Source organism: Paenibacillus sp. JT22N1, assembly GCF_059692155.1.
In genome coordinates this window covers 70,899-95,436 of sequence record NZ_JCAUAW010000019.1, presented here as the reverse complement: position 1 = coordinate 95,436, position 24,538 = coordinate 70,899, and the positions used below count along the sequence as shown (strand labels likewise).

At 43.2% G+C, this 24,538-nt stretch carries 24 protein-coding genes; 11 read left to right on the top strand and 13 right to left on the bottom strand.

Annotated features, from left to right (window positions below; all coding sequences use genetic code 11):
* Window positions 1–16: 16 nt before the first annotated feature.
* From AC58UU_RS30225 to AC58UU_RS30210, 4 genes are all read right to left on the bottom strand, one after another.
* Complete coding sequence (locus AC58UU_RS30225) at window positions 17–619, bottom strand: TetR/AcrR family transcriptional regulator (RefSeq protein ID WP_497321096.1); 603 nt, start codon at window positions 617–619, stop codon at window positions 17–19.
* 338 nt (window positions 620–957) lie between these two features.
* On the bottom strand, window positions 958–1,950 hold the full coding sequence (locus AC58UU_RS30220) for a zinc-binding dehydrogenase (protein ID WP_497321094.1): 993 nt from the start codon (window positions 1,948–1,950) through the stop codon (window positions 958–960).
* Window positions 1,951–2,027: 77 nt separating this feature from the next.
* Window positions 2,028–2,858, bottom strand: a complete 831-nt coding sequence (locus tag AC58UU_RS30215) for a Ppx/GppA phosphatase family protein (protein WP_497321092.1) — start codon at window positions 2,856–2,858, stop codon at window positions 2,028–2,030.
* A 616-nt stretch (window positions 2,859–3,474) separates the two neighbouring features.
* Window positions 3,475–4,179, bottom strand: a complete 705-nt coding sequence (locus tag AC58UU_RS30210) for a response regulator transcription factor (protein WP_497321090.1) — start codon at window positions 4,177–4,179, stop codon at window positions 3,475–3,477.
* Window positions 4,180–4,452: 273 nt separating this feature from the next.
* Here AC58UU_RS30210 and AC58UU_RS30205 point away from each other — a divergent pair, with 273 nt between their 5' ends.
* The 4 genes from AC58UU_RS30205 (at window position 4,453) to AC58UU_RS30190 (ending at window position 10,325) form a co-directional block, all read left to right on the top strand.
* On the top strand, window positions 4,453–5,766 hold the full coding sequence (locus AC58UU_RS30205; protein WP_497321088.1) for an EAL domain-containing protein: 1,314 nt from the start codon (window positions 4,453–4,455) through the stop codon (window positions 5,764–5,766).
* An 88-nt stretch (window positions 5,767–5,854) separates the two neighbouring features.
* Window positions 5,855–9,034 (top strand): response regulator, encoded by a 3,180-nt coding sequence (locus AC58UU_RS30200; RefSeq protein WP_497321086.1) that lies wholly within the window; start codon window positions 5,855–5,857, stop codon window positions 9,032–9,034.
* A 114-nt stretch (window positions 9,035–9,148) separates the two neighbouring features.
* Window positions 9,149–10,042 (top strand): PhzF family phenazine biosynthesis isomerase, encoded by an 894-nt coding sequence (locus AC58UU_RS30195; protein WP_497321084.1) that lies wholly within the window; start codon window positions 9,149–9,151, stop codon window positions 10,040–10,042.
* A gap of 76 nt (window positions 10,043–10,118) precedes the next feature.
* Window positions 10,119–10,325 carry a hypothetical protein gene (locus AC58UU_RS30190; RefSeq protein ID WP_171689741.1) on the top strand — a complete coding sequence of 69 codons (207 nt, stop codon included), beginning with the start codon at window positions 10,119–10,121 and terminating at the stop codon, window positions 10,323–10,325.
* Between the two features lie 71 nt (window positions 10,326–10,396).
* Here the strand turns inward: AC58UU_RS30190 and AC58UU_RS30185 are convergent, their stop codons facing one another.
* Window positions 10,397–11,527: a hypothetical protein gene (locus AC58UU_RS30185; protein WP_497321172.1), complete on the bottom strand. Its 1,131-nt coding sequence runs from the start codon at window positions 11,525–11,527 to the stop codon at window positions 10,397–10,399.
* 232 nt (window positions 11,528–11,759) lie between these two features.
* On the opposite strand from AC58UU_RS30185, the gene AC58UU_RS30180 reads away from it, so the two are divergent.
* Entirely contained in the window at window positions 11,760–12,038 is a 279-nt protein-coding gene (locus AC58UU_RS30180) for a hypothetical protein (RefSeq protein ID WP_497321082.1), read from the top strand.
* 139 nt (window positions 12,039–12,177) lie between these two features.
* Complete coding sequence (locus tag AC58UU_RS30175) at window positions 12,178–13,407, top strand: hypothetical protein (RefSeq protein ID WP_497321080.1); 1,230 nt, start codon at window positions 12,178–12,180, stop codon at window positions 13,405–13,407.
* Here AC58UU_RS30175 and AC58UU_RS30170 read toward each other — a convergent pair.
* Entirely contained in the window at window positions 13,371–14,114 is a 744-nt protein-coding gene (locus tag AC58UU_RS30170) for an alpha/beta fold hydrolase (protein WP_497321078.1), read from the bottom strand. The genes AC58UU_RS30175 and AC58UU_RS30170 overlap by 37 nt on opposite strands.
* 110 nt (window positions 14,115–14,224) lie before the next feature.
* Between AC58UU_RS30170 and AC58UU_RS30165 the strand changes: the two genes are divergently transcribed.
* Window positions 14,225–15,169, top strand: a complete 945-nt coding sequence (locus AC58UU_RS30165) for a helix-turn-helix transcriptional regulator (protein WP_497321076.1) — start codon at window positions 14,225–14,227, stop codon at window positions 15,167–15,169.
* On the opposite strand, the gene AC58UU_RS30160 is transcribed toward AC58UU_RS30165, so the two are convergent.
* Window positions 15,170–15,502, bottom strand: coding sequence for a DUF5658 family protein (locus AC58UU_RS30160; RefSeq protein WP_497321074.1), 333 nt, complete (start codon window positions 15,500–15,502; stop codon window positions 15,170–15,172).
* A gap of 129 nt (window positions 15,503–15,631) precedes the next feature.
* Here AC58UU_RS30160 and AC58UU_RS30155 point away from each other — a divergent pair, with 129 nt between their 5' ends.
* Window positions 15,632–16,363 (top strand): MOSC domain-containing protein, encoded by a 732-nt coding sequence (locus tag AC58UU_RS30155; RefSeq protein ID WP_497321073.1) that lies wholly within the window; start codon window positions 15,632–15,634, stop codon window positions 16,361–16,363.
* 94 nt (window positions 16,364–16,457) lie between these two features.
* Here the strand turns inward: AC58UU_RS30155 and modB are convergent, their stop codons facing one another.
* Together modB and modA are read right to left on the bottom strand one after the other, a co-directional pair.
* Window positions 16,458–17,129: a molybdate ABC transporter permease subunit gene (modB, locus tag AC58UU_RS30150; protein WP_497321170.1), complete on the bottom strand. Its 672-nt coding sequence runs from the start codon at window positions 17,127–17,129 to the stop codon at window positions 16,458–16,460.
* A 2-nt stretch (window positions 17,130–17,131) separates the two neighbouring features.
* Window positions 17,132–17,992 (bottom strand): molybdate ABC transporter substrate-binding protein, encoded by an 861-nt coding sequence (modA, locus tag AC58UU_RS30145; RefSeq protein WP_497321071.1) that lies wholly within the window; start codon window positions 17,990–17,992, stop codon window positions 17,132–17,134.
* A 205-nt stretch (window positions 17,993–18,197) separates the two neighbouring features.
* On the opposite strand from modA, the gene AC58UU_RS30140 reads away from it, so the two are divergent.
* Window positions 18,198–19,157, top strand: a complete 960-nt coding sequence (locus tag AC58UU_RS30140; RefSeq protein ID WP_497321070.1) for a substrate-binding domain-containing protein — start codon at window positions 18,198–18,200, stop codon at window positions 19,155–19,157.
* Window positions 19,158–19,266: 109 nt separating this feature from the next.
* On the opposite strand, the gene AC58UU_RS30135 is transcribed toward AC58UU_RS30140, so the two are convergent.
* The gene (locus AC58UU_RS30135) at window positions 19,267–20,823 is read right to left on the bottom strand and encodes an ABC-F family ATP-binding cassette domain-containing protein (protein ID WP_029195725.1); all 1,557 of its coding nucleotides are present in this window, start codon (window positions 20,821–20,823) and stop codon (window positions 19,267–19,269) included.
* Between the two features lie 267 nt (window positions 20,824–21,090).
* Here AC58UU_RS30135 and AC58UU_RS30130 point away from each other — a divergent pair, with 267 nt between their 5' ends.
* Window positions 21,091–21,648 (top strand): SRPBCC family protein, encoded by a 558-nt coding sequence (locus tag AC58UU_RS30130; protein ID WP_497321069.1) that lies wholly within the window; start codon window positions 21,091–21,093, stop codon window positions 21,646–21,648.
* A gap of 161 nt (window positions 21,649–21,809) precedes the next feature.
* Here AC58UU_RS30130 and AC58UU_RS30125 read toward each other — a convergent pair whose 3' ends face one another.
* The gene (locus tag AC58UU_RS30125) at window positions 21,810–22,556 is read right to left on the bottom strand and encodes a spermidine synthase (RefSeq protein ID WP_497321068.1); all 747 of its coding nucleotides are present in this window, start codon (window positions 22,554–22,556) and stop codon (window positions 21,810–21,812) included.
* 140 nt (window positions 22,557–22,696) lie between these two features.
* On the opposite strand from AC58UU_RS30125, the gene AC58UU_RS30120 reads away from it, so the two are divergent.
* Window positions 22,697–23,080 (top strand): GyrI-like domain-containing protein, encoded by a 384-nt coding sequence (locus AC58UU_RS30120; protein ID WP_497321067.1) that lies wholly within the window; start codon window positions 22,697–22,699, stop codon window positions 23,078–23,080.
* Window positions 23,081–23,142: 62 nt separating this feature from the next.
* On the opposite strand, the gene AC58UU_RS30115 is transcribed toward AC58UU_RS30120, so the two are convergent.
* Together AC58UU_RS30115 and AC58UU_RS30110 are read right to left on the bottom strand one after the other, a co-directional pair.
* Window positions 23,143–23,406 carry a hypothetical protein gene (locus AC58UU_RS30115; RefSeq protein ID WP_497321065.1) on the bottom strand — a complete coding sequence of 88 codons (264 nt, stop codon included), beginning with the start codon at window positions 23,404–23,406 and terminating at the stop codon, window positions 23,143–23,145.
* A gap of 201 nt (window positions 23,407–23,607) precedes the next feature.
* A complete protein-coding gene (locus tag AC58UU_RS30110) occupies window positions 23,608–24,504 on the bottom strand; it encodes a helix-turn-helix domain-containing protein (protein ID WP_497321063.1) in 897 nt (298 codons plus the stop codon).
* Between the last annotated feature and the right edge of the window lie 34 nt (window positions 24,505–24,538).

Here is a 24,538-nt window from a genome sequence, read left to right as displayed (position 1 = left end):
ATCCCTCCGTTAAAGTCTATTGGCTTGAATTGCTTTGTAACATATCTCTCATAAACAACGAATAATCTTGGGTATTAAAAGAAGTCCCGGCCAGTGGAATCGAGGAGCGCAAACGTAAACCGAGTGAGAGCAATACGAACATCTCCGCTGTCTTATCCGTATCCACTGATTCCGGAATGACCCCATGTTCTTGGCCAGTCAGTATCCACTGTTTGGATACATGCACAGATCGCTCATAATACTGCTTGAGCACATCCGCTACAAGAGGATGATCCTCTTTTCCGAGCAAATACATCAGCACTTTGTTTGTTACATCCTGACTATCTTCCAAAGCTGATAAACTTTCTGTGATCTTCTGCATTGGATTTTCGAATGTTGAGCGACCTTGTTCCACTTCGTTCATAAAGCGTTCGTTGGTCTCTTCTAGCCGTTCTTGCAGTACCCAAGCAAAGATTTCGTCTTTACTCTTCACGTAATGGAAGATAGCCCCCTTTGACAATCCTGATATATCCATGATGTCTTTCATAGTGATCGAATGACACCCTTTTTCCCGTATCAGCTCTTTGGTTGAATCCAGCAGCAGCTTCGTTGTTTGCTGCCTGCGTTCCTCTTGCTTCAAAGTAATCCCTCCATGTACGTTTATAACCTAATACGTCGACTATTTATATCTCTATGTATGCATTATATATACCGACCATTGGTTTGTAAATGGGTTTGAATCATTATTGGACGACAGAGGCGGGATTTAAGCAGCAATTGTTGCACTTTCTACAACATCATTCAACCGTGAATAGAGATGCATTCATCCAGCAGCCTCAAGTTAGCCTATAAGACGATGGATTCCGATTTAAGACACTTTCATGTAGAACAAGATTGGATGAATAAATCGACGGTCTCCAACATACAAACAAGCGCATGCCGCCCAAATGGCGCATGCGCTTATTTATATGCCAATATCTAGACAGGCAGCAGAAGTACTTTGCCCGAAGTCATATTCGCCATATACTGCTGGATAGCATCTACGGTTTGACTCATCGGGAAGTTTTGGCTGATCTCGGTTTGGATTTGTGATCCGATTGATTTCTTCATCGAGCCCTGCAGGGCGAGAAGTTCAAAGATCGATTGTGTTTTCACCCAATCGGATGCCCAGAATCCGGCGATACGTTTCCGCCGAAAAACAAGATCATCGGCGTTGATCGTTGTTGTTTTTCCTCCCAGAAGGCCGTATTGGAAAATGGTACCGCCATCAGGGAGCGCCGATAGCACGAGGCCGGTCAAGTCGCCTCCTACGGCATCAAAGCACACAGTAGCTCCAAGCTCATGGGACTTGCGCTTTAAGTCCTCAGAGAAGGTAGCTGAGCTGCTATTGACGATATGCTGTCCGCCTAATTCTCTCAGCAACAGTTCTTGTTCTTCCTTGCGAACAACACTAATTACAGGAATACCATGCTCTTTGCCGAGCTTCACTAGAATTCTGCCAAGTGCGCTAGCACCGGCTGTTTGGACGATTGCTTTGGATTTATGCTGCTTGGCTATCTTCACCATGGCCATAGCACTCGCCGGGTTGACGAAGAAGACAGCGCCCTGCTCATCGGATACATGATCTGGCAGCACCATGCAGGTCATAGCACTTGCTTTGGTATAGGGCGCCCAGGAGCCGTATACTTCGGATACGAAGGCAACACGTTTCCCTTTTAACATGCGTGCGACAAGGCTGCTGCCTGTCGCGATGACTGTTCCGCATCCTTCCATGCCGCCAACCGAAGGCAGTTCTCGTTGTATGCCATAATGACCGTGCAGAAATAATAAGTCGGCGGGATTAATGGAGGCAGCATGTACTTTAATCAGCACCTCACCACTGTTTATTTCCGGGATGGCAGTCTCGCCAAATTCAATACCTGAAATCCCTCCATATTCCTTGATCATAACGGCATTCATTATCTTCGTCATGTGAGTAGACCCACCTTATCTATTTGCGTATAATGTTCTCTAATGATTATATATGACTGCTGCAAAAGTGGTAATATTTATAATTGTCTGATAAATCCATGAGCGATATTGAGATCCGATGGCATGAATTTAGAAGCGCCTGATTTGATCAAACCAGCAAGAACGACACAATTAGAGGCAATGGCCCCACGCATCCATTTGGGATCGAAGGGAGAGTTGGCTTCTAAGGTCTGGAGGTCCTGCGCTGCCAATTGTCTGGTTAGTTGGGTGAAATCATTTCTATGGCAATACAGATCATCCTCAAGCTCGATCTGGAAATGACGCAAATACGTTTTCTCACCGCCTGTATAGGCAAACTGCTCTAAGGAAGCCGGTAATCGGCAGGAGAGCCATTTGATACATGTGGCCATCTGTCTTTGTTCTGGTGGCCCAAGCAAGTTGAATTGTTGATTAAGATCCGAGATGCCGAATGGAATCAGATAAGGAGCTTCGCTTTCACTCGTGATAATTTGGATGCTGCCTCCCCCGGCATTGATCACATCAAGGTCACTGGGGATATCCGATTCGGCTATAGCTTTCTTCAGCAAGTCAGCCTCTTCTTTCTGGCTAATGGTTCTGTAAGCAATCCTCAAATTCCTACAAACTTCCTGCATATGTTCGGACAATTGAGGTGATCTTCGCATCGCTTCTGTACCAATAGCTTCAATATCTCCTTGACCAAGGCCTTCGATAAAGGAGCCCTGCGTAGAAAGCAAAGACTTTAAAGTACCTTCAATAGACGGCAGGTCCACCCCGCTCTCCAGAAGTTCCCATGTAAGAACATCCACTTGCTCAATTTGATCGTTTGATTTCCTGAACACTTTGGCACTATGACTTCCCAAATCCAAAATTAATTTATTACTGTGCATAAGATCTCACCCATTTGTTTTCGTAGTTTGGTTATCCCCAAGCGTGGCTTCAGAACACCAATACTAAAGGATCAATGATTTCTATGTCAACCAATTTTTGCTAAAAATTAGTAAAAGTTTGTATAAAGATCTAGTTTCAACAAATTGCCTTGTTTTACGACACAGTAAGCATGGAGTCAGAGGGAGTAGGGGGATAGATGCAAGAATTTGCAGCTTAAGTTGAACTTTTGGAAGAATTTATTTATGAAGGTTAACGCGAAGCAAGTTAAGCTCAAAACGAAGGTGTCCTAAATCGGAATTTATCGTCAAATATACTCAATTGAGGTTGCCGGATGAATGCATCTCTATGTTCATCAATAAAGATCCGCTCCATTTATCACTTTCTGCGCAAATAGAAGCTCCCAAAGACTCTTATTTCTCTGAGCAGCTAGCTTTTCACCCTATCAACGACAAATAAGAACCTCTGAAGGCTCTTATTCCGCTCCATCAGCCACTTTCTGCGCAAATAGAAGCTCCCAAAGACTCTTATTTCTCTGAGTAGCTAGCTTTCCCTTATGCGACAAATGGATATACGGCTGCCCTCAAGGTCTAATTGGCCTTTGGAACAGCCCAATCTTCACATGACAAATTTATAGCCTACGCCCCACACGGTTTTTATGTATTTCGGTTCTTTGGGATTGACTTCAATTTTCCTACGCAAATTCGTAATATGAACGTCAATGGCACGGTCGTTTATGTAGGAATCGAAACCACGTAATGCATTTATGAGATCTTCTCTGCGGTATACGCGTTCGGGGTGCTCGTACAGCAGCCGGATAAGCTCGAATTCGGAAAACGTCATTTCGATGGACTCGCCTCGGACGTAGAGCGTTCTTTTTTCCAAATTAATGTTTAAATCCATGGCTAGTACGGTAACTTCATGTTCTTCCTGAATTTTTGGAGTCTCGGGAGGGTGTCCCAATTTGAAACGACGTAATAGGGCTTGTATTCTGGCTTTCATCTCATGCATGCTGAATGGTTTGCATAAGTAATCGTCAGCACCTACGGTGAATGCTTCAATCTTTTCGCTCACTCTAGAGTCGGATGAAATAATAATAATGGGCACAGGAGTTATGTTCCGAAGGGAGGTACATAGCTCAGTTCCTTCAAAGTCAGGAAGATTGAGGTCGAGAAGAATGAGATCCGGTTCGAACTCACGCAATGCGGCAAGGCCTTCCTGACCATTGTGGGACCGTAGTACTAGGAAGTCTTCCTCTTTCAGATACATACAGATCATTTCTCCGATAATATCATCGTCCTCAATTAGTAGAACTCTGTCCATTAGAAACTCCCCCAAACTAAGCTAAATTTTCCAATTCAAAATTCGTGAAATGAACAGAGGGAATGCATGTGCTAACACTTTACTCATTAATTCTATTATACGGTGTCGAAATTTAAGAGTAAACCGCTATCATTGACATTTTAAGAGAAATTGTTAGTAAATTATTAGCGAAATTAGAAGGTGGAATTCGTACCATTTATGTAAGTAACCTAATAAGTGGAAAGTATAATAGAGATATAATGCGTATTTATTGTTTGTAAGGGTGGTGGGGAAATGGGTCTTTTGGACGGGTATGGCGTTCTAATTGTAAGTGATTCAAGTGAATTAAGATCAGAAGTAGGGTCCTTAATCGAGAAGGATACACAGTTCGTAATGACAGGTATGGCGAAGCATGGAAGTACCGTACTTAACTGCATCATGGCTAATAAACCGGATTTGGTCATCATTGATTTAGATATGGTTAACTCAGATGGACTACTTGCACTTCATCTTATTATGAATCATAGTCCTATTCCTGTCGTAGTACTTAGTACGCATACACCCGAAGGTTCTATGAAGACCATTCAAGCGATGCGGTTAGGTGCGGCAGATTATTTTCATAAAGAAATGTTATCCCAGGAATTGAAAAATAAGATTATGACCTTTTATTTTCTTGAACGATGCAAAATGGCCATTCAAAACGGAGTCCAAGGCGTCTATGACTCTCATTTCTATTCAACAGGAATTGCAGAAACAATTCTTTCTGCCCCCCTGTCACATAGACAAGATCAGTTCCAAAGGCGCATGGACATCGAGTTTCACCTGCGACGAGCGATCGACAATCAGGAATTTCATCTTGTTTATCAACCAGTCGTTGATGTATATACGAATCGAATTGTAGGACTTGAGAGCCTTATTCGTTGGAACAACGCTACTTTGGGTCATGTACCTCCTTCTGATTTTATCCCTATAGCGGAAGAATGCGGTCTTATTCATGAAATTGGGGAATGGGTGCTGAAGGAAGCCTGCATGCAGAACAAGCGGTGGCAGGAGGCTGGCCTTTCCAAAGTGTTCGTTGCAGTTAATCTGTCCAGACGACAGTTCAATGATAGCCGACTTAGCCGGATGATTCAGACTATTTTGGAGAAAACAGGCTTACAGCCCAAGTACTTGGAGCTCGAAATTACCGAAAGCATGAGTATGGAAGTTGAGTTGGCCGCAGACGCACTTCGTCAGCTGAAGAAGCTGGGTGTTCGCGTTGCGATGGATGACTTTGGAACCGGGTACAGCTCACTCGGATATCTCAGAGATTTTCCCATTGATAAATTGAAAATTGACCAATCCTTTATTAAGGGATTGATACAAAGCCAAGTGAATGCAGTAATCGTAAACACGATGGTTACGATGGCTAGAAATTTGAATCTTATCGTAGTAGCGGAAGGTGTAGAGACAGAGGAGGAGCTTCAAGTACTTCGGGAGTGCGGCTGCAGGCTGGTCCAAGGCTATTATTTCAGCCAGCCGGTCATGGCAAAGCGTATCGAGGAAATGCTGCATCTAGAAACAAACAAACAGGGTAGCGTGATTATCCTACATTCTAAGTCGATATAGGCTGGTGATTATTCTGTTTCACGCTTTGATTACCAATTTTGCTATTATAACGATTTTTGTATTATTCGTGGAACAGCTTTCCATAACGATGAAACCGAATCAAAAGCCAACTTGGCTCTATAAGGTTTTCATTGGGCTTTCACATGGAATGTTAGTCGTTGTCCTCTTACACTTCAGTGTCCACGTTGATGATCACGTTATTATTAACTTTCGCGGAGTAGCCTTACTGCTTTCTATTTATCTAGGAGGATTCATCTCCTTAAGTATTACATTCGTATGCTTATGGATAGGGCGTTACATCTTTGAAGGTAACATAGAAATACCGCAGCTGATATTTGGAATGATAGCTGTCACAGGGACTAGTATAATATTTGCAAGAACGCGTTCATATTGGCTTAAATGGTTATTTGGAGGAGTCATTTTCTACCCGTCCTATTATACGATGATATGGTTTGTTTATCGAACACCGCTTGATGTCTTTTACAGATATATTATCATTCAGCTGCTTTGTTTGTTTTTTGTTGCTTGTTTTCTGCGATATTTAGTCCGGGCTCGTGAGTATAAACAGCAGATCTATCAAGTGGAGCAGGAACTAATCGATATGCTGCGCTTTCAGGCAGGGTTTACGTTTAAACTCCATAAACACCGGGATCGATACGTTTACATCCTATTTGAAGGACAGCTGGTCTATCATCTTGGTCTGAGACCTAGTCAATTCATCGGCAAAGAATTGGACGAAATCCATGTATTAAGTAAAGAGTTTAAACAATTCGTAAAACAGCATTATGATAAAGCTTGGCAGGGTGAACGAGTCTCGTATGAATTCGATAGCAGCGGCTCTACGATCCTGGTTAACTTACAACCCATTTATAAGTTTGGTTCCGTCAATGAAGTGATTGGATCTGCCGTGGACGTGACCGAGCACCGTGCCGCGCAAATCAAAGCGAGAGTCAGAGATGAGCAATATCGGACGTTGGTGGAGAATTCGGAGGACTTTATTTTTAGATTTCGACTGGACGGAAGCATCTCCTCTACGAACTACAAAATGCATCAGACCTTTCAGCTAGAGCCTGAGCAAGTAAGGGGACAGCAATTAACGGATCTGGTCCAGATGGATGAACCCGAGAAGTGGCTGCGGATATTCGAACTAACGATTGAGGAGGGGAAAACGCAGCAATTTGCGATTAATTTCCTGCTTCCGGATGGCAATCAGCATGCGTATAATGTCACTTTGTCCCCTTTATTCAATGAGGACAAAACAGAAATCACCGGCGTCACGGGCACGGTACATGATATAACCGACTTGAAGAAGCGGGAAGAAGCGGATGAGTCCAACAGGGCGAAGGGTAAGTTTCTAGCTAGGATGAGTCATGAAATACGCACGCCCCTGAACGGTATTATTGGACTTTCTTTACTTTTACAACGAACAGAATTGACGACGATTCAGAAGGATTATTTGGACAAAATTGATTGTTCCTCGAATGTCCTGCTTGCAACGATTAACGACATTCTTGATTTTTCGAAAATCGAGGCAGGCAAAATGACCTTAGAGAAGGTGGATTTCTCACTAGAACTATCGCTCCAAAAGGTTGCCGATATGGTCAGCGTATCTATAGGCAAAAAGCGAATTGAGATCATGCTGGATACTCCAGCAGATTTACCGGATATCGTTAGCGGGGATTCCTTTCGTCTAGAACAAGTACTCATTAATTTATCTAATAATGCGATTAAATTTACCAAGCAAGGCTATATCCGATTGAAAGTTCGGCTCGAGAAATATGTGGATGAAGGCGTCGTTGTTTCTTTTATAATGGAAGACTCTGGCATTGGTATTTCGAAGGAGCAGCTATCGCAGCTATTCTTACCATTCTCGCAAGCGGATACATCCATAAGCCGCAGGTATGGTGGTACGGGATTAGGACTTGTCATTTGTCAGCATTTGGTGCAGTCTATGGGGGGCGTTTTGCAGGTAGATACGGTTCATGGGGAAGGCAGCCGCTTTTATTTTAGCCTGTTGTTTGGTATAAAAGGGAATGCAGGGACAGAGTCAAATCGGCTGCACAAGCACGCTGGGCTACTGCAGGGGAATAACCGTGCGCTCTTAGCTGAAGATCATCCAGTTGTTGCGCAGCATATATCTGAGCTACTAGGTTCCTTTCAGTTCCATGTAGATACGGTTACATCTTCATCCGATTTGTTTGCTTCATTGGAATATGATAGCACGAACAAGTCTGCTAATGACTATCTATTCTTGGATATGCAAATGGACCAAATGCAGCATCCCGCCGCTTGGCGCCGTGTCTTAGATTCGATAGATCGCTCACAGACGAGAGTTATTGCGTTTACAACACTTGAAGGCAGAGAGGAAATGTCCGATTTGCCATCGGAGCTGAAAGCGGATGCAGTTATTGTTAAGCCCGTCAGTAGGCTGACAATGCAGAAAAGTTTGCAAGCTTTGAATCAACGTAAAATGGAGGCATTTCAAGGCTCTGCAAACAATTCCATTGACGTAAATAACTCGTCGTCTATGTCCAGAGGTAGTATTTTAGTTGCTGAGGATAATGAAATTAATCAATTGGTGATTATTGGCCTTCTTGAACAATTAGGTTACCAAGCGGTTATTGCGCAGAATGGCTATGAAGTCCTGGAACTTGTTGATCAGCAGGAATGGAAGCTTATTCTAATGGATATTCATATGCCTGAGATGGATGGCTATGAGGCAACACTTCGGCTGAGGAAGCTCAAGCTGATGAATAAGATCCCGATCGTTGCACTTACGGCAGATGTCATGATGCAGGAACGGCCGGAAATTCTTAAACTTGGGCTGAATGACATCCTGATTAAACCAGTAGATGAAAAGCAGCTTTCCGATATGCTTGAGAAGTGGCTAAATCTGAATTGGTTATTTGAAATCGAGGGTGTAGACACTACGCAAATCATGAGAAATATCGATCATAAAATACATATTTTTCAATATATGATGGAGAAATTTAAGCAGGATTACCGCAATTTCTCTGAGCAATTTTTCCCATTGATCATCAATCAGGAGAATGTGAGTGCACGCAGAATGGTTCATACGCTTAAAGGTATTGCGGCCAATTTCTACGCGGAGTCGTTGTTAACGGCGGTTCTGGCTTTGGAAAAAGAGATGGAAAACGAAATAAATTTGGATGTCTGTCATGAGGGGATTAAACGTATTCAGATCGAGATTGAGCGGATAATTGGCGTGAAGCAAGATGCCCTGCAAGCAAATTACAGGAGTCGTTAGACGACGAACCAGCACTACCACCGCCAAGCGAAGCCGGCCATTAAGCGCCGAAAAGGCGCTAAAAATCATATAATAGGGATATGAAGAGTTATAGTGAAAAGGCAGGTGTACGATATGAAAACAATAAAGGTTTATCATTACGATGCATTCAGTCATATTCCTAACATGGGTAACCCTGCGGGTGTCGTATTGGAAGGCGAAACGCTTTCTGACGATGATATGCAAAAAATAGCAGAACAAGTTGGTTTTAACGAAACGGCTTTCCCGCTTAAGTCCGAAAAAGCTGATCTCAAGATCCGATTTTTTACACCTGGTCATGAAATGAACCTCTGTGGTCACGCTACAATGGCAACCATTTATGCATTGAAAACAAAAGGGTTGCTTGTAGATAAAACCGATTGGACGATTGAAACAAAAGCAGGCGTGCTATCTATTATACTTGACTCACACCTGAATAAAGGGATATACATAACGATGCAGCAAGCTTCTCCGCAATTCCAAGACTTCAATGGTTCACTGAAAGATTTGGCATCTGTTATGGGGATTCAACAAGAAGATATAGAAACCAATTTACCAACAGTGTATGGAAGTACGGGCATATGGACGTTGTTGGTCCCGATAAAAAACCTTAGTGCGTTCAGAACAATGAAACCGAATAATAAATACTTTCCAGAGGTATTAAAAGAATTGCCGAAGGCGTCGGTACATCCTTTCTGCTTAGAAACATACGATGTTAATGCGCACATGCATGCTCGTCATTTTTCATCTCCCTATTCCGGTACGATTGAGGACCCGGTTACTGGCACCGCTTCTGGTGTAATGGGGGCTTATTATGCCAAATATATGAACAAGGAAGCTGACTTACCATTAAATCTTTTGATTGAGCAGGGCCATGAAATGGGCCGGGATGGCAGAATTCGCGTAACAGTTACACGAAACAATGATCAGTATGGCATAGCGGTTAAGGGTACTGCTGTTCATGTTAAAGATTTCGAGGTTTCCATATAACTAAGGTATTGAATGAAATGACTTCCTTTGAGTAACAATAACGCGAAGTGCATTTAGTGATAACGGAGGGATTTCTTTGGATCAAAATGAATTGCATAAGAAGCTTGGACGTCCAGTTAGTTGGGCCATAACCTCGAATCCGGAAGAGAACGCGGATAACGCTATCTCGAATAATGTGGACCAGACAGATGAGGAAGTTCCGTCCAACTATCAGGCGATGGGTGAGAGCTATAGTGATACGACTAACTTTGAAGTTAATAAAGAGCCCGGCAGATTGAATTAATAAATGAAAAATAGGAGAGCCATGTTGAGAATTCAATGCGGTGATCTTCCGCTAGGTTTTTCTTAATTCTTCTATCTGATCTTAGCTCTTACGACAGGAATTCGAGCTATTTGTGCATTAGTTAAAGGACGAACATAAGAAAAATTATTTTTCGGAGCATTGCCTCTAACTGCCCCAGCCTTAACGCCGCCTCCAGCAGCTGGTATAGCAACTTTTATCCTGAATCTTCTCATTACTATGTCAATAGGAAAGGAGAAAGAAAATTTTCCATCGCCGGTACCGCCAAAATGGAGAGCAGCAGCATAGTTGTTAAAAAGTGTTTGATCGTCATTTAACCATACAGAACCGGAATCAAAAGCCTGACTACTGCCCTGCGTATGCCTTATTAGTGTGACGTTGCGGTAAATAAGAGTTACAGGATCTGGGCCAATACGGCCTTGTACTTTAACTTCTTGATTTATAGCTGCCACTTCTCCCTTGGAAAACCCGCTCGTTCTGCTCATTCTTTTAAATGTATCCCCAACCCGGTAGGACTCCAGATGTCCGGGAACTACGAGCAAATTACCGCTTAAGTCCGCAAGATACCTTGGATTTAAAAGGTCAGTCGAATCGGCAATTGCTATAGCGGCATCCAATTCATTAACACGTGGGCTGGTCTCAAGCGTCACAAATTGAAAAGTTCTGCCGATTCGATCATGTTCTGAACCTCTATCCCTGGTTCCAGGCTGAATGGTGTTATAAAATACTTCTATATTGGCATTTGCTAGAACATGAGAGTTGCTTAAGATAAACACACTTGGAACCCCGGCTACATTCTTTATTACAATGAGTCCGCCTGTACCCGTAATACGTGTTGGGGTGGTACTCCCGATACTGACGCCTCCGGGAACGGGACGCCACTTATCTCTGGGACCTGGTCCCGCTTGAGTAGGAGCTGAACCATTTTGAAAAGCTTTTCCTGTTTCGATGATTCGAAAGGGTACTGAGGACATATTTGTTATTTTTTTCAATGAGGAATGCAAAGAGCTTGTCGTAGCGCTTGTTAAATTTTTGGCGGTGCACAAGATGATTGCTGCTCCTTTAGATGGCTTGTTTGGATTGGCGAAACCTATTCCAATTCCTGTAACTTCAGGTCGTTGAAGCATCATACGCCAAATTCGGTTTTTCAACTTAAAAGCTTCATAGAAGGTAGCCACTCGCATCATCCTTTCAAGAGAGATGCTCATATATATGGCTGTTGTACTGCAAATGCTTGTGTGCCAGTCTATCTTGCCGTATTAATATGTATGTGAAGCAGAAATAAACATGATCCCCACGCTCAAGTTTATCGCATAACACAACAAAGGACCTAGCGGTGATCTTCCGCTAGGTTTTTCTTATCTTATTTTACGCAAAAATGGTATAATAAGGATATTAACGCGAAGGAGGTCTAACATGAAAGACGCTTCCTACAACCCTTTTAATGACAATACATTGCATCAAACTGAGAAATCAACCAATGAGATTGCCACAGAAGAGAGGGCGCCTTTTAACGAAGCAATTAAGCATGGCGATATCGTTCAAGGCTTTCAATCACCTAAACGACTTGAGCAATTTCCAAAGTGGTACCAGAATCCCCGAAGAATTTACGCTACGATTTCTGTGCTCGTTTTTGCCGCGCTAATCATCTATCATATTGTTCAAAATATCGTTGCAATCGCCACGGGTAAATAGCTTGTGGAATATCGGTAATATCTTTGAGCGCCTTATCGGACAATCGGTGGGTCGCTTTGTCGCGCGTTGGACAATTCGAGGGAAAAATTGTAACTTTCATTCAAAACTCACGTCTAATTATCGAAAGGAGATGATTAATTTGAGCAAATGGTTAACCTCGCTGCTGGCAGCAGCCATAGTTGTACTATCCGGACCGCAACTCTCTAAGGCTGAGCAGGAGCTCGCAGCACCAAGTGCTATGCCTTATGTAACCTTGTTGGACGAGTTTACTTTATATGCAAGCAAGGAAACAAGATCAGATGAGGCCATCGGCTCGCTTAGCGCCTTCCAGTCTGTCCACCTAGCTCCGATTGAGAGTAACATGCTGCTGGGCATCACTGGTATGGATAAAGTACCGGTTATGACATGGCTTGGTGAAGCATGGATTAACTTGAAGGAAGGTGCGTACAAATACGGACAAATGGAGCTTCAGGAGCAAACACTGACGTTACTTGAACAGGAAACAGATCTGTATGACTCAGCGTCACCGATGAAGATGAACGCGTACAAACTCTCTCCGCAAACGGTTCAGTCAGTTGCCACTATCTCTGTGTGCGACCCTTACACGCCATGCTACTCCAACGATAAGTGGTATTTAATCAAAACTTCGTGGCTTGGAGATAAGTGGATTCGCCCATATCATTATGCAGAAAAATACAAAGGCTCTCCGGTCAAAGGAATGATATCGATTGAACAAGAGACTGAGGTTTATATGCTGCCTTTTGAGAAACCGTTGACTGACGAGCCGAAGCTGACCCCTCAGATCGTAAAGCCTATTGAGAAGTATATGCAGCAAGCGCGAATGGTTCCTCCAAGCGTCTGGTATAAGGTCGATACATCGAAAGGACTAAGATGGATACACGTAGATGATTCCCATGGACTTGGGTTTGAGGGTGTAGAGAAGGTCGACCTTAAGCTGGACATTCCGGTCCCATTTCACTATTACAAATTACCATTCCCGTATAGCGGCGAGTTACCTGGGCCTCAATTGCCGCAAACTGTTCATGCGATGGGAAAAATAGATGGTTGGTACTTTGTCGTAATAGACGGTTCTGGTAAATGGATCAACCTAGCTAAGGAAATCTCTTCCCGGTTGACCGGTGACTTCGATAACGATGCGAAGCTCGGGGTGAAGCTGAGTGATGTTAGTCTTGAACTGACGGCAGCATCCATTGCACTGGACACACCGTATATGGACGCTTCATTGACTACGCAGGAGCTCACTTTCACGCCACAAACCGTCACCGCTTCACGCGAGTGGAAGTCTCCAAACGGGGAGTTGTGGTATTACATTCATACTTGGCAAGGAGCCAAATGGGTACGGCCATAGTTTTGTAATATAAGCTTCAATCCATCCGGATCGCTAAGCATTGGTAAATGCCCGGTATCCAGACTTTGCACCGATTGTGGAGAAAGATTTGAGATCATTTTATTTTGTAAGGACAAACTGAATTCTTTATCCTTAGTTAGCTTCACATAAAGCTTCGGTACGGCCGGAACGGGCACATCGATAGGGTCTGTATAAACACGAACGGACTCTGGAACGAATCCTTTTACAATATCCGCTGTCTGCTCCGGTGTAAGATCATTGCATAATCCAGCTCGGATCGCAGACTCGGGTGGTTTCGTACCCATTTTCCGCAAAATGGTAGACATCAGGATCCTCTTGGGGAATGGCAGAACGGATAAAAATGACCCCCCATTCTTCGGAATTGCCGCTCCAACTGCGACAAAGCCAATCAAACGATCGGACAGTTCTGATGCAAGTCTAAGCGCGAGAACTCCCCCAAGTGAATGGGCAACAATAACAAACTTCGGAGTCTCCCAGGCATCTACCTGTCTTTTCAAATGGGTTACATAATCCCCTAGAGTAAGCTCCTTCCTCGATTCAAAAGGACCTTTCCGATAAGGAAAATCGATCTGTAAACAGGGATGATCAAGTCCCTCAATAACTTTGCCCCAGACGCCACTTTCCAAGCCTGCTCCATGAATAAATACGAAACCCGTCTTCTTTTGTGTAAGCTCTTGTTTATTCATCTTTAATGCTCATGATTGGTTTATAAGACGAGGATATCATATAAATAAGACAATAAATGTCTTATTTATATGATAAAATGAATAAAATATCTCGAGAGAGGGGGATGCGGTTGCAAAAGTCACAACGACTAATCCAACTGATTATGATGGTTAACGCCAGAAAGTCCTTTACCGTTAAAGAGCTGGCTGATGAATTAGGGCTATCTACTCGAACGATTACGCGGGATTTACAGGAACTGAGTGAACTCGGTGTTCCCATCTATTCCATCCAGGGGAGAGGGGGCGGCTATAAGCTGCTGCAGGAGAGATTGCTTCCTCCGATTAGCTTCTCCGAAGGCGAGGCGGTTGCTATGTTTTTCGCCTGCCAGTCCTTGAACTACTTCAGCTCCTTACCTTTTGGCGATGGGGCGGGCTCTGCGCTGCATAAGTTTTATCATTACTCGCCTGCTGATGTAAGGGAGCAGATAGATCGTTTAAAGAATAGGGTTGCGATCTACAGCCCGTATCGGCTAATGTCTCCGGAAATTCTTCAAACCCTTCTACAGGCGATTATGATTCGTAGTGTGGTAACGATAGATTACAGTTCTAGTAGCGGCGTGTTGAAACGGAACATTCAGCCCATCGGCCTGTATGCGAGTTCTGGTTATTGGTATTGTCCTGCCTATTGTTTTTTGCGTGAAGAAATTAGGCAGTTCAGGGCGGATCGGTTCCTCTCCGCTTCTCTGAACGAATCGATCCCTTGCCGTGAAGACATCGAACAAAAAACCTTGCTGAATAAGCCTGAAAAAGACCATCTGGAACAGAAAGTGCTCCTACTGGAATTGACCAAAAAAGGCGTGTGGATGCTAGAGTCCAATACTCGGTTTACTTCTACTATACAACGCAACGAAGACGGTAGCGGGGCTGCAGCTGTTCCAATTGCGGCTGAGGACGTACATTTCTATGCGGAACTTGTCTGGCAACTTGGGGAAGACGCCAAAATACAGGGGCCAATTGAAGCTATTACATACATCAAGCAAAAAATGAATCCATGCGACGGCTATATAGCTGATTGATTAGCCTTTCGCAACGTAAGTCAACCCATAAGACAACCAGATGAAATGGTATACATTGACGGCTCCGTAGATCAATACGGTGAGGGTCAAACAGGGCTGGACCCAGACCCTTTTTCGAATATGGGGGTAGATGGCCATTAGGATCAAAGGAAGTATTAGTTTAACAAAATAATATCCACTAACATGCCACTCGTAAATACTTCGGATAAGTGGATTTAATTCCTCGATAAATGCCAGATGCAGGCCAATATCTGTGAATAAAGCATCAGTACAACAAAAGATAAGTAACCAAATAAGTGTTTTACTGATAAAAAATTGACGAACGACATCCATAGGCGCCCTCGCTTTCAACTGCAGAAATGAAGTGAAATTGATATGCTTATATACGGATGATACATAATGTAACTATTGAAGGCAATAGGTCATTTGCAAATAAAAGTATAAAGACTAGGAGGATCTATTTTGACATTACATAGCGTAGGTGAAATTAGTGAAATAAAGCGATTTCCTGTAAAGTCATTTGCGGGAGAGACTTTGCAGACTAGCCATATTGTGAAAAGTGGTTTAGATGGCGACCGCTGCTTTGCTTTTATTGATGAAACAAAAGAAGGTTGGGATAGCTTTATCACGGCTAGAGAGATCCCTAACATGCTTACTTATAAGGCGAAAATCATTGGGGAGGATCATGAAGATGAGCTGCCTGAGTTAGTAGTAACATTGCCAGATGGACGAATCTTTAACTGGAATGAAGAATTGTTGGATGAAATCCAAAGGTATTCTAAAAGAAAGATGACTATGAGGTGCTATAAACCGCAGAACGCTGATCTGATGGCTGTCGATTCAGGGAGTATCTTAATCATTACGGACACTACTTTACGCAAGCTTGAAGAGATATGGGGAAAGAGATTGGATAAAAGGCGCTTTAGAGCAAACCTAGTTGTGACATTAGATGAAAATTCAAGTAATGAAGGTAATTGGATAGGTAAGCGAATACGGATAGGCAGTTCTGAATTACAAATTGATAGTTATTGTGAGCGTTGCTCAATGACTACAATCGATCCAGATACACTCGAACGCGATGTTTCTTTGTTGAAGAAAATTAACGAGGAGATGAATTTAAACTTCGGAGTTTATGCTTCTGTCATAAAGACGGGACCCATTCATGTTGGTGAGAAGGTATATTTAGTAGATTAGCCTCATGAAATAAACGGTCCGGAAAATATTAAATGAAACTCCTATATGTTTTCCGGACATAAAAAGTAGAAGGGTTTTCATGCATCCAACTTCTCTAACTCTTGGGTTTGTGGTTAGCGAAAAACATCAGTCCGAATGAGATAATGATTATAGCTCCTGCCCAGCACCAAGCGAGGGTTTGATCACCAGATTCAACAGCAATGTATATGGCGGTAGGCAAAGTTTGGGTTTTGTGAGGGATGTTGCCTGCTATCATTAGCGTTGCACCAAATTCCCCCAGCCCTCGAGCAAAGCCAAGAATGTAAGCTGCCGTAACAGAGCGCCATGCCAAAGGTAAGGTAATATATCGTAGTACTTGCCACTCGTTTGCTCCCGTTGATCTACCCGCGTCCTCCAGATCTTTGTTGACCGAGGAAAGTCCGGTTTTCATCGTTTGATAGACTAATGGAAAAGCCACCACGATCGAAGCGATAACGGCAGCCCCCCATGTAAATATGATCGACTGATTGAAGAAGCTTTCCATGAGGTACCCAATCCAACTCTTTTTACCCAGCAGGACCAGCAAGATAAAGCCTACGACTGTCGGAGGCAGCACCAAAGGCAGAAGAAAGGTCGTTTCTAACAATGTCTTTCCGCGAAAGTTCCGCCGCGACATTCCCCAAGCTGCTAATCCACCAATTAACAGAACGAAAAGGCTTGATACGACGGCAACCTTTAACGAAAGGATGATAGGATAAGCAAATTCTGTCCAGTTAATCTGTTTCATCATCATTTTGGAATAGAGAATCCGTATTTTACAAATACATCTTGTGCTTCTTTACTTTGAAGATAGGTGTAAAAGTCAGCGGTCTCTTTGCTATGTTTGGTTGCTTTTACAATACCGGCAGGATATTCAATTGGCGTGTACGTTTTTGAATCAATACTAAAAGCTGCTTTCACATTTTTTGAAGTCAACGCATCGGTCTTATAAACAAAACCGGCTTCGGCATTCCCGGACTCTACGTAGGTAAGTACTTGGCGTACATCCTTGCCCTGTACGATTTTGGCTTGAAGTGTGTCCCAAAGCTTTGCGTTAGTCAATGCCTCTTTGGCATAGCTGCCAGCAGGGACTGTCTGCGGTTCTCCGACTGCTAAGTGCTTGATCGTTTCACTTGTTAAATCTTCTATTTTTTGTACAGTCACTTTACCATCAGTTGGAACAACGAGAACTAATTCATTAATTAGCAAGCTTTTTTGCTGTGTTGGCTCTATCAACTGCTTGTCGACTAGTGTTTTCATATTTTTAGTCGCTGCCGAAAAGAATAAATCTACTGGAGCTCCTTGTTCGATTTGCTGTTGCAGAGCCCCTGAAGCTCCGAAGTTAAAATTGAGTTTAATTTGTTTGTTTTTGTTCTCGTAATTCGTTTGAATCTCTTTGAATGCATCGGTTAAGCTTGCGGCTGCAGAAATCGTTAATTCGACTTTCTCAGTGGGTACTGGTGTTGAGGTAGGTGTTGCTGCTGCTTGAGCGGTTTGAGTTGATGTTGAACTTACAGCAGGTTGCTCCTTTTTGCTCGCACAACCTGTGATGATCATGGCAGTTATAACAAAACATAATAAAACATAACTAAACATTCTTATTTTTAACATTACGTCCCCTCCAAATGTAAGTTTATATCTATTTGATTATAAATAAAATAGTATAATTATTGATCATTATATAAAACCATATTTAATTAGTAAACAACGGGATTGAAATACCCCATTTATCAGCTTATGATAGATGATAATGTATCAGCAGATGTAGGAGTAAATCTACGCTACTTTTTGAAAAACATGCTTTTGGAGGTTTACAATGACAGCTGACATTTCCTATACAACGGAAGAAATATCTAAGCTTTTGAAAATTTCCAAACTAACCGTCTATGATCTAATTAAAAAAGGTGATCTGCCTTCCTATCGTGTCGGAAAACAAATGCGTGTAGACGCATCGGATCTCGAGGCATATAAAACACGTACGAAAGGAGGTACGGCTGCTATCCTCAAAAAGGATTTGGCCGAACCTCTTCCACAGCAGCAATCTCATGCTCATGCTGCCTCATCTTCGAAACAATCTCTTGTCATAACTGGACAAGACGTTAGCTTGGACATTTTAGCCAAACATATCGAGAGACATGTATCCAATTACAGACCGCTTCGTTCTTACGTGGGAAGTCTGGATAGCTTAATTTCGATGTATAAAGGTGAATCTGATATTGTCAGCACTCATTTGCTGGATGGTGACACAGGTGAATATAACATTCCCTATATCCGAAAATTGCTGACGGGTTCTTCCTATCTTGTTATGAATCTCGTTTCACGATCGGCTGGCTTATACGTTAAACTAGGAAATCCTAAACAGATCTACGGATGGGCTGATCTTAAGAAACCTGGACTTCAACTGGTCAATCGTGAGAAAGGTTCCGGCGCACGTGTTCTTCTCGATGAGCAGCTCCGACTTCATGGAATTCGACATCAGCAGCTAAGCGGTTATGAGCAGGAGGAATCGAATCACATGGGCGTGGCTGGTAAAGTAGCCACGGGTGAAGCGGATTTCGGAGTAGGAATTGAAAAAGCAGCTTATATGGTTGGCGGCGTTGAGTTCATTCCGCTTATTCAAGAACGATATGACCTTGTCATGTTAAAGAAACCGGAAAATCTGGAATGGATTGAGAGAGTTAAGCAAGTCTTACAATCCGAATCCTTCCATAATGAGCTGCGTCCTATCCAAGGTTATGACTTATCGCAGACAGGACGCATTTTATTCGAGACTTAGCTAGTTGATGCGAGGGAAGATGCAGTTTGAAATATCATCATGCGACGCATACATGAATATAAAAAGCTTACCTAATCGCAAGCGATCAGGTAAGCTTTTTAGGTACAATTTAAAACACTTTCGTCGTCCAAGATTCACAGTTCCATGTTTCCGTTACGACATCGCGATAAAAGTCCGGTTCATGGGAAATCAGCAGGATGCTGCCTTTGTACGCCTGAAGAGCACGCTTAAGTTCATCCTTCGCATCGACATCCAAGTGGTTCGTTGGCTCATCGAGTACGAGTAAGTTCGTCTCGCGGTTGATCAGCTTGCAAAGCCTAACCTTAGCTTTCTCACCACCGCTGAGTACCACAACTTTACTCTCGATATGCTTGGTTGTGAGCCCGCATTTGGCTAACGCCGCGCGTACTTCGAATTGTGAGAATGAGGGAAACTCATTCCACACTTCCTCAATACAGGTGTTGTTATTGGAATCCTTGATCTCCTGTTGGAAGTAACCGATTTGGAGGTTATCTCCCTTTTGTACAGACCCGGATAGTGACTTGATTTCACCTAAAATACTGCGCAGCAAAGTCGTTTTACCGATTCCGTTCGCCCCTACAAGCGCGATCTTCTGACCTCGTTCCATACGAAGGTTGAGCGGTCGGGATAAGGGATCTTCGTAACCGATGACGAGATCGGTCGCTTCAAAAATCAGCTTACCAGCCGTTCTCCCCTCCTTGAAATTGAACTGCGGCTTCGGTTTTTCTCTACCCAGCTCGATGACTTCCATCTTGTCCAGCTTCTTTTGCCGGGACATCGCCATATTCCGCGTTGCGACACTTGCTTTATTACGGGCAACGAAGTCCTTCAATTCAGAAATTTCCTGCTGTTGACGCTTATACGCGGATTCAAGCTGCGACTTTCTCATTTCGTGAACCTGTTGGAAATGCTCGTAATCGCCAACATAGCGGTTTAAGGCTTGATTTTCCATGTGGTAAATCAGGTTGATAACGCTGTTAAGGAACGGAATGTCATGTGAGATGAGAATGAAGGCATTCTCATATTCTTGCAGGTAGCGTTTTAACCATTCGATATGCTGTTCATCCAGATAGTTCGTCGGCTCATCGAGGAGCAGAATGTCCGGCTTTTCGAGCAGAAGCTTCGCAAGCAATACCTTCGTCCGCTGCCCACCGCTTAAATCGTTGACGTCCTTGTCCAGTCCAATATCCGTAAGGCCTAGTCCACGGGCGGTTTCTTCGATCTTGGCATCGATCATGTAGAAATCTTGATTCGTCAGTGTATCCTGAATCGTTCCAACATCTTCAAGCATTTGCTCAAGCTCTTCTGGCGTTACGTCGCCCATCTTGGCGTACATATCGTTCATTTCCTGTTCCATGTCGAACAGATATTGAAATGCTCCCTTTAAGATGTCGCGGATCGAAAGGCCCTTATTAAGTACAGCATGTTGATCCAGGTAACCAACGCGCATACGCTTGGACCATTCGACCTTGCCGTCATCCGGCTGGAGCTTACCTGTAATGATGTTCATGAAGGTGGACTTCCCTTCACCGTTAGCGCCGATGAGTCCGATGTGCTCGCCTTTGAGTAGGCGGAAGGATACATCGTTGAAGATGGCGCGGTCTCCAAAGCCGTGACTTAGTCTTTCTACGTTTAATATGCTCATGAATGACACCTTTTCTTTTAAACTTTAATCTTATTTTATTATAAACGATAGGTAACGAACAACACCAAAAAAGACCATCCCAATTTAGAACAGCTGGACGTCACAATATTTGTTGTTGATGGTTACATATTCCTTCATAGGTTACCTAACATTGGGGAAAATAACATTGCCCTGTTTCATCTCCTCATTAGGATGAGGCATTGACATACCTTCACTTTCAAATCGCTTACATATTCTACAACTTCAAGATCAGGGAGATAGAAGACAATGACGACATTATCTTGCAAGTGTGGATTCACAGTAGAAGAGACAAACAGGTACGAAGCAGAAGCAAAGATGTGGCACCATACGATTCATGAACATGCCGAAATGTTAATAGGCATGTCCGTGGAGCAGCTTGTAGAACAGCTGAAGGGAAATGACAAGCAAATTGGCGGTGCATCGACGATCCAACAAGAGGTGGTATTCCCCGTGAGTCCGAATCGCATCTACGAGGCATTGACCGATGCAACACTGTTTAGTGAGGTGATGGGAGGCTCTCCGACAGAGACGTCGACCGAATCTAGCGGTACCTTCTCCTGCTTCGGAGGGATGGTCGTAGGGAAGAATATAGAGCTAAGGCCAAATAAGCGAATTATTCAAGCATGGCGTATCAAGCATTGGGAAGAGGGCGTATACTCCCTGGTGAAGTTCGAGCTGGAGGAACAAGGGGAGGGAACTCGCTTAACCTTGAGCCATACAGGATTTCCTGAAGACCAAAGTGAACATTTGTCTAAGGGTTGGCATATCAACTACTGGGAACCGCTAAAACAATTCTTCGCCTAACACAAAAAAGCGTTATCCGTTCACTTGAACGATAACGTTTTTTTTGCCCACATAAGAAAGTATAAGTTTTCGGTTCCCGAAAACCGCTTTCTTATTGGCGATAAAACATACATTTAAACGCGGTCGCTCAACTTTGAATTTCCTCGATAGAGGTTTTCTCACTATGGGCTGCTATCCCTAATGATATATCCTTGTCCAAGTTCAATCTCTGTGAAACCCGCCATGTGGCGTGCTTGAAATCCGATTGGCTTGTTTCTGCCCATGATAATGATATTTAGTATGTCTGCGGCACCCTCAGATGGTAGAGCAAACGATTTGATATAAGCATATTCCTCTCTTAGCGTCGTATGAATGGCATTTAGGAGCTGATCATTCTCACCTTTCCCCATTAGATTCATGATGATAGACCCTTGCGAATCAAGTTTTTCCCACGTTATCTTGAAAAACTCCCTGGACGTTAAATGCGGAGGAGTACCCTTCTCCGTGAAGGCGTCCAAAATAATATAATCGTAGGTTAGCGGTTCTTCACTCCCGAGAATCTGGCGTCCATCACCAACAATCACATTATCCTTGCGGTATCCAAAAAACCTCTTGCTTAACTCCACGACCTTATCATCGAGCTCCGCTACTTTAAACCGTTTCTCCGAATAATGCCCTGCTATCGTTCCGATTCCATGCCCAATGACAAATACATCCTCGAATGACGGGGCATTAAAGTCCATTAAATGGATAATCGCCCGCGGATATTCAAATAGAATTCGTTCGGGATGATTCAAATCCATCGCACCTTGTATAGCCTTATTGGAAAACTCCAATACTCGGAAGTTTCCTTTCTCACCATACAGCTCTGGCGTGTCATATACAGATATCTCGTGATTATTGCTGACCTCCTTAAACAGTAAATCCAAGTTATGTAGCTCCTTCTTCTTAATATTTGTTGGTAACTTGATTCTAACATTATTTCATATTTATTTATAAAAGCTGACAGACTGTTGTCATGGTATGAATGTTATATTTTCTATATTAAAACTAGTAGGAGGATCTATACATGCATGCAGCAGTTACTGAAAAACATATTTATGGCAAAAGAATAAGAACAAATAATCAAAATACAGATAAAATACTTAGTCTGTGGGAAGAGTTTCTTCGTTTAAATGTAAAAGGTGATATATATGCAGTTTATAATAATTATTCGAGTGATTTTACAGGTGATTATGATTTGCATATTGGTTCTGAAGAGCAATTTACGGATGAAAGTAGTGTCATTATTCTAGCAGGAAACTACCATGTAGTAGAAGTAGATAATACGGATCCACAAGGCGTCTTTCATGCTTGGGTGGATATCTGGAAAAGTGATATTAGAAGAGCATATAAAACGGATTTTGAATTTTATTCTCAGGATGGCAGTATAAAGATATTTCTATCCATTTAATCATGAATAGTAAAAAGATCCACAACCCATTGTTGTGGATCTTTTTCTGTCTTTATAATAAATTATCGATTGCGTTGTAACACCAAATATCCGCTAAAACTTGAAGTTTTTTTCTGGAACACGATTTTAAAACCAATGTCATGGTCTAATAAGCAGTTTAAGGCATTCATAAGCAACCCATTGGGTACCAATGTAAATCTACAGGGTTGAGCACTGCCAATAACACGAGCAGCAATAATCCTGCGTGCTGAACCGGGATTTAGAGGGTTTCTTGTCCAACTGATCAATATTAAATCGGGTTGTAAAACAGCTTTTGCACGAGCCATTCCGATCACCTCGTTTCTATATTAGATTCTCTATATAAAATGCAAAGTAGATTCATAATGTGCGAAACAAAAGGCGAAGTAATGAACACGGGCATGCATGACAAAAAGACCTCTCAGCTACCTATTACGGCGTGTGAGGTCTGGGGTTGAGTGCTGAGAAGGCCGTTTCCGACTTCTCAGCAGTCTTTCGCTGGCAGTCGTCTATCCTTGGGTCACTCGACGACCATACTCGGCTTTGCGATAGTCCTTCGGCACGATGCCTTTGCTTTCCCGAAAAATGCGAGAAAATGTCTTATAAGAGCCGTACCCGACCTCCAAGGCAATCTCCGTCACGCTCATGTCGGTGGATACTAGCAGGCTGCACGCATGGCGCAGGCGCAGATCGTGGAGGAAATGAACGAACGTTTGGCCGGTTGTTTGTTTAATGACCTCGCTAATGCGGGATACACTCATCGTGAACCGTGACGCGAGGTCAGACAAGGCCAAATCCTCTTGATAGTTGCGGTGGATGTAGTGAATGATTGGCCACACGGAAGGACTCGTTTTCACCCCTGAAAGCGGCGAGATGGCCGTAACTTCAGCCTGCCCCGCTTGTTTCCAGCGATAACGATCGAATCGAACAAGGATTTCCTTCAGTCTCGCTTTCAGCAGCGTCTGCCTGTAGCGTTCGTTCGCGTTGTACTCTTTGTACATATCTTCAATGAGAGCACTCATTTGCTGTTGATCTAGCCCACTCAGTTGGACATAGCCTGGCAGGGTATTCGTATCATTAAACAGGCCGGACAAGCCTTGATCGTTTCCTGGCTCCATAAGCAGGTCCATACTGAACGAGCAGTTGAATAGGACAAGATGCTCACCCGGATCTGTGAAAATTTCATGCACCTGATAGGGCAGTACGAACGTAAAAGTGCCTGGTGTCATCGGATGCTTCACATCATTTATGGTTTCTGCTCCCCGGCCATTGACGACATAAGAGAACTCTAGGTAATCATGACGATGTGCCCGAAAGCCACGGTCGAGCGTATTCCTGCTGAAGTGAAGAGGGAAAGACGATTCCATATTGGGATACGTTTTTAGATAATCGGGAAAGTACGTCATAATGAGGCTGATCTCCTTCGAAAAAATGGGACGT

What these genes read in the sequence shown, in the direction of transcription:
- AC58UU_RS30220 (WP_497321094.1), bottom strand. Translation starts at nt 1,950, where the DNA reads ATGACGAAGATAATGAATGCCGTTATGATCAAGGAATATGGAGGGATT.
- AC58UU_RS30215 (WP_497321092.1), bottom strand. Translation starts at nt 2,858, where the DNA reads ATGCACAGTAATAAATTAATTTTGGATTTGGGAAGTCATAGTGCCAAA.
- AC58UU_RS30210 (WP_497321090.1), bottom strand. Translation starts at nt 4,179, where the DNA reads ATGGACAGAGTTCTACTAATTGAGGACGATGATATTATCGGAGAAATG.
- AC58UU_RS30205 (WP_497321088.1), top strand. Translation starts at nt 4,453, where the DNA reads ATGGGTCTTTTGGACGGGTATGGCGTTCTAATTGTAAGTGATTCAAGT.
- AC58UU_RS30200 (WP_497321086.1), top strand. Translation starts at nt 5,855, where the DNA reads ATGAAACCGAATCAAAAGCCAACTTGGCTCTATAAGGTTTTCATTGGG.
- AC58UU_RS30195 (WP_497321084.1), top strand. Translation starts at nt 9,149, where the DNA reads ATGAAAACAATAAAGGTTTATCATTACGATGCATTCAGTCATATTCCT.
- AC58UU_RS30185 (WP_497321172.1), bottom strand. Translation starts at nt 11,527, where the DNA reads ATGCGAGTGGCTACCTTCTATGAAGCTTTTAAGTTGAAAAACCGAATT.
- AC58UU_RS30180 (WP_497321082.1), top strand. Translation starts at nt 11,760, where the DNA reads ATGAAAGACGCTTCCTACAACCCTTTTAATGACAATACATTGCATCAA.
- AC58UU_RS30170 (WP_497321078.1), bottom strand. Translation starts at nt 14,114, where the DNA reads ATGAATAAACAAGAGCTTACACAAAAGAAGACGGGTTTCGTATTTATT.
- AC58UU_RS30160 (WP_497321074.1), bottom strand. Translation starts at nt 15,502, where the DNA reads ATGGATGTCGTTCGTCAATTTTTTATCAGTAAAACACTTATTTGGTTA.
- modB (WP_497321170.1), bottom strand. Translation starts at nt 17,129, where the DNA reads ATGAAACAGATTAACTGGACAGAATTTGCTTATCCTATCATCCTTTCG.
- modA (WP_497321071.1), bottom strand. Translation starts at nt 17,992, where the DNA reads ATGTTAAAAATAAGAATGTTTAGTTATGTTTTATTATGTTTTGTTATA.
- AC58UU_RS30140 (WP_497321070.1), top strand. Translation starts at nt 18,198, where the DNA reads ATGACAGCTGACATTTCCTATACAACGGAAGAAATATCTAAGCTTTTG.
- AC58UU_RS30135 (WP_029195725.1), bottom strand. Translation starts at nt 20,823, where the DNA reads ATGAGCATATTAAACGTAGAAAGACTAAGTCACGGCTTTGGAGACCGC.
- AC58UU_RS30130 (WP_497321069.1), top strand. Translation starts at nt 21,091, where the DNA reads ATGACGACATTATCTTGCAAGTGTGGATTCACAGTAGAAGAGACAAAC.
- AC58UU_RS30120 (WP_497321067.1), top strand. Translation starts at nt 22,697, where the DNA reads ATGCATGCAGCAGTTACTGAAAAACATATTTATGGCAAAAGAATAAGA.
- AC58UU_RS30115 (WP_497321065.1), bottom strand. Translation starts at nt 23,406, where the DNA reads ATGGCTCGTGCAAAAGCTGTTTTACAACCCGATTTAATATTGATCAGT.
- AC58UU_RS30110 (WP_497321063.1), bottom strand. Translation starts at nt 24,504, where the DNA reads ATGACGTACTTTCCCGATTATCTAAAAACGTATCCCAATATGGAATCG.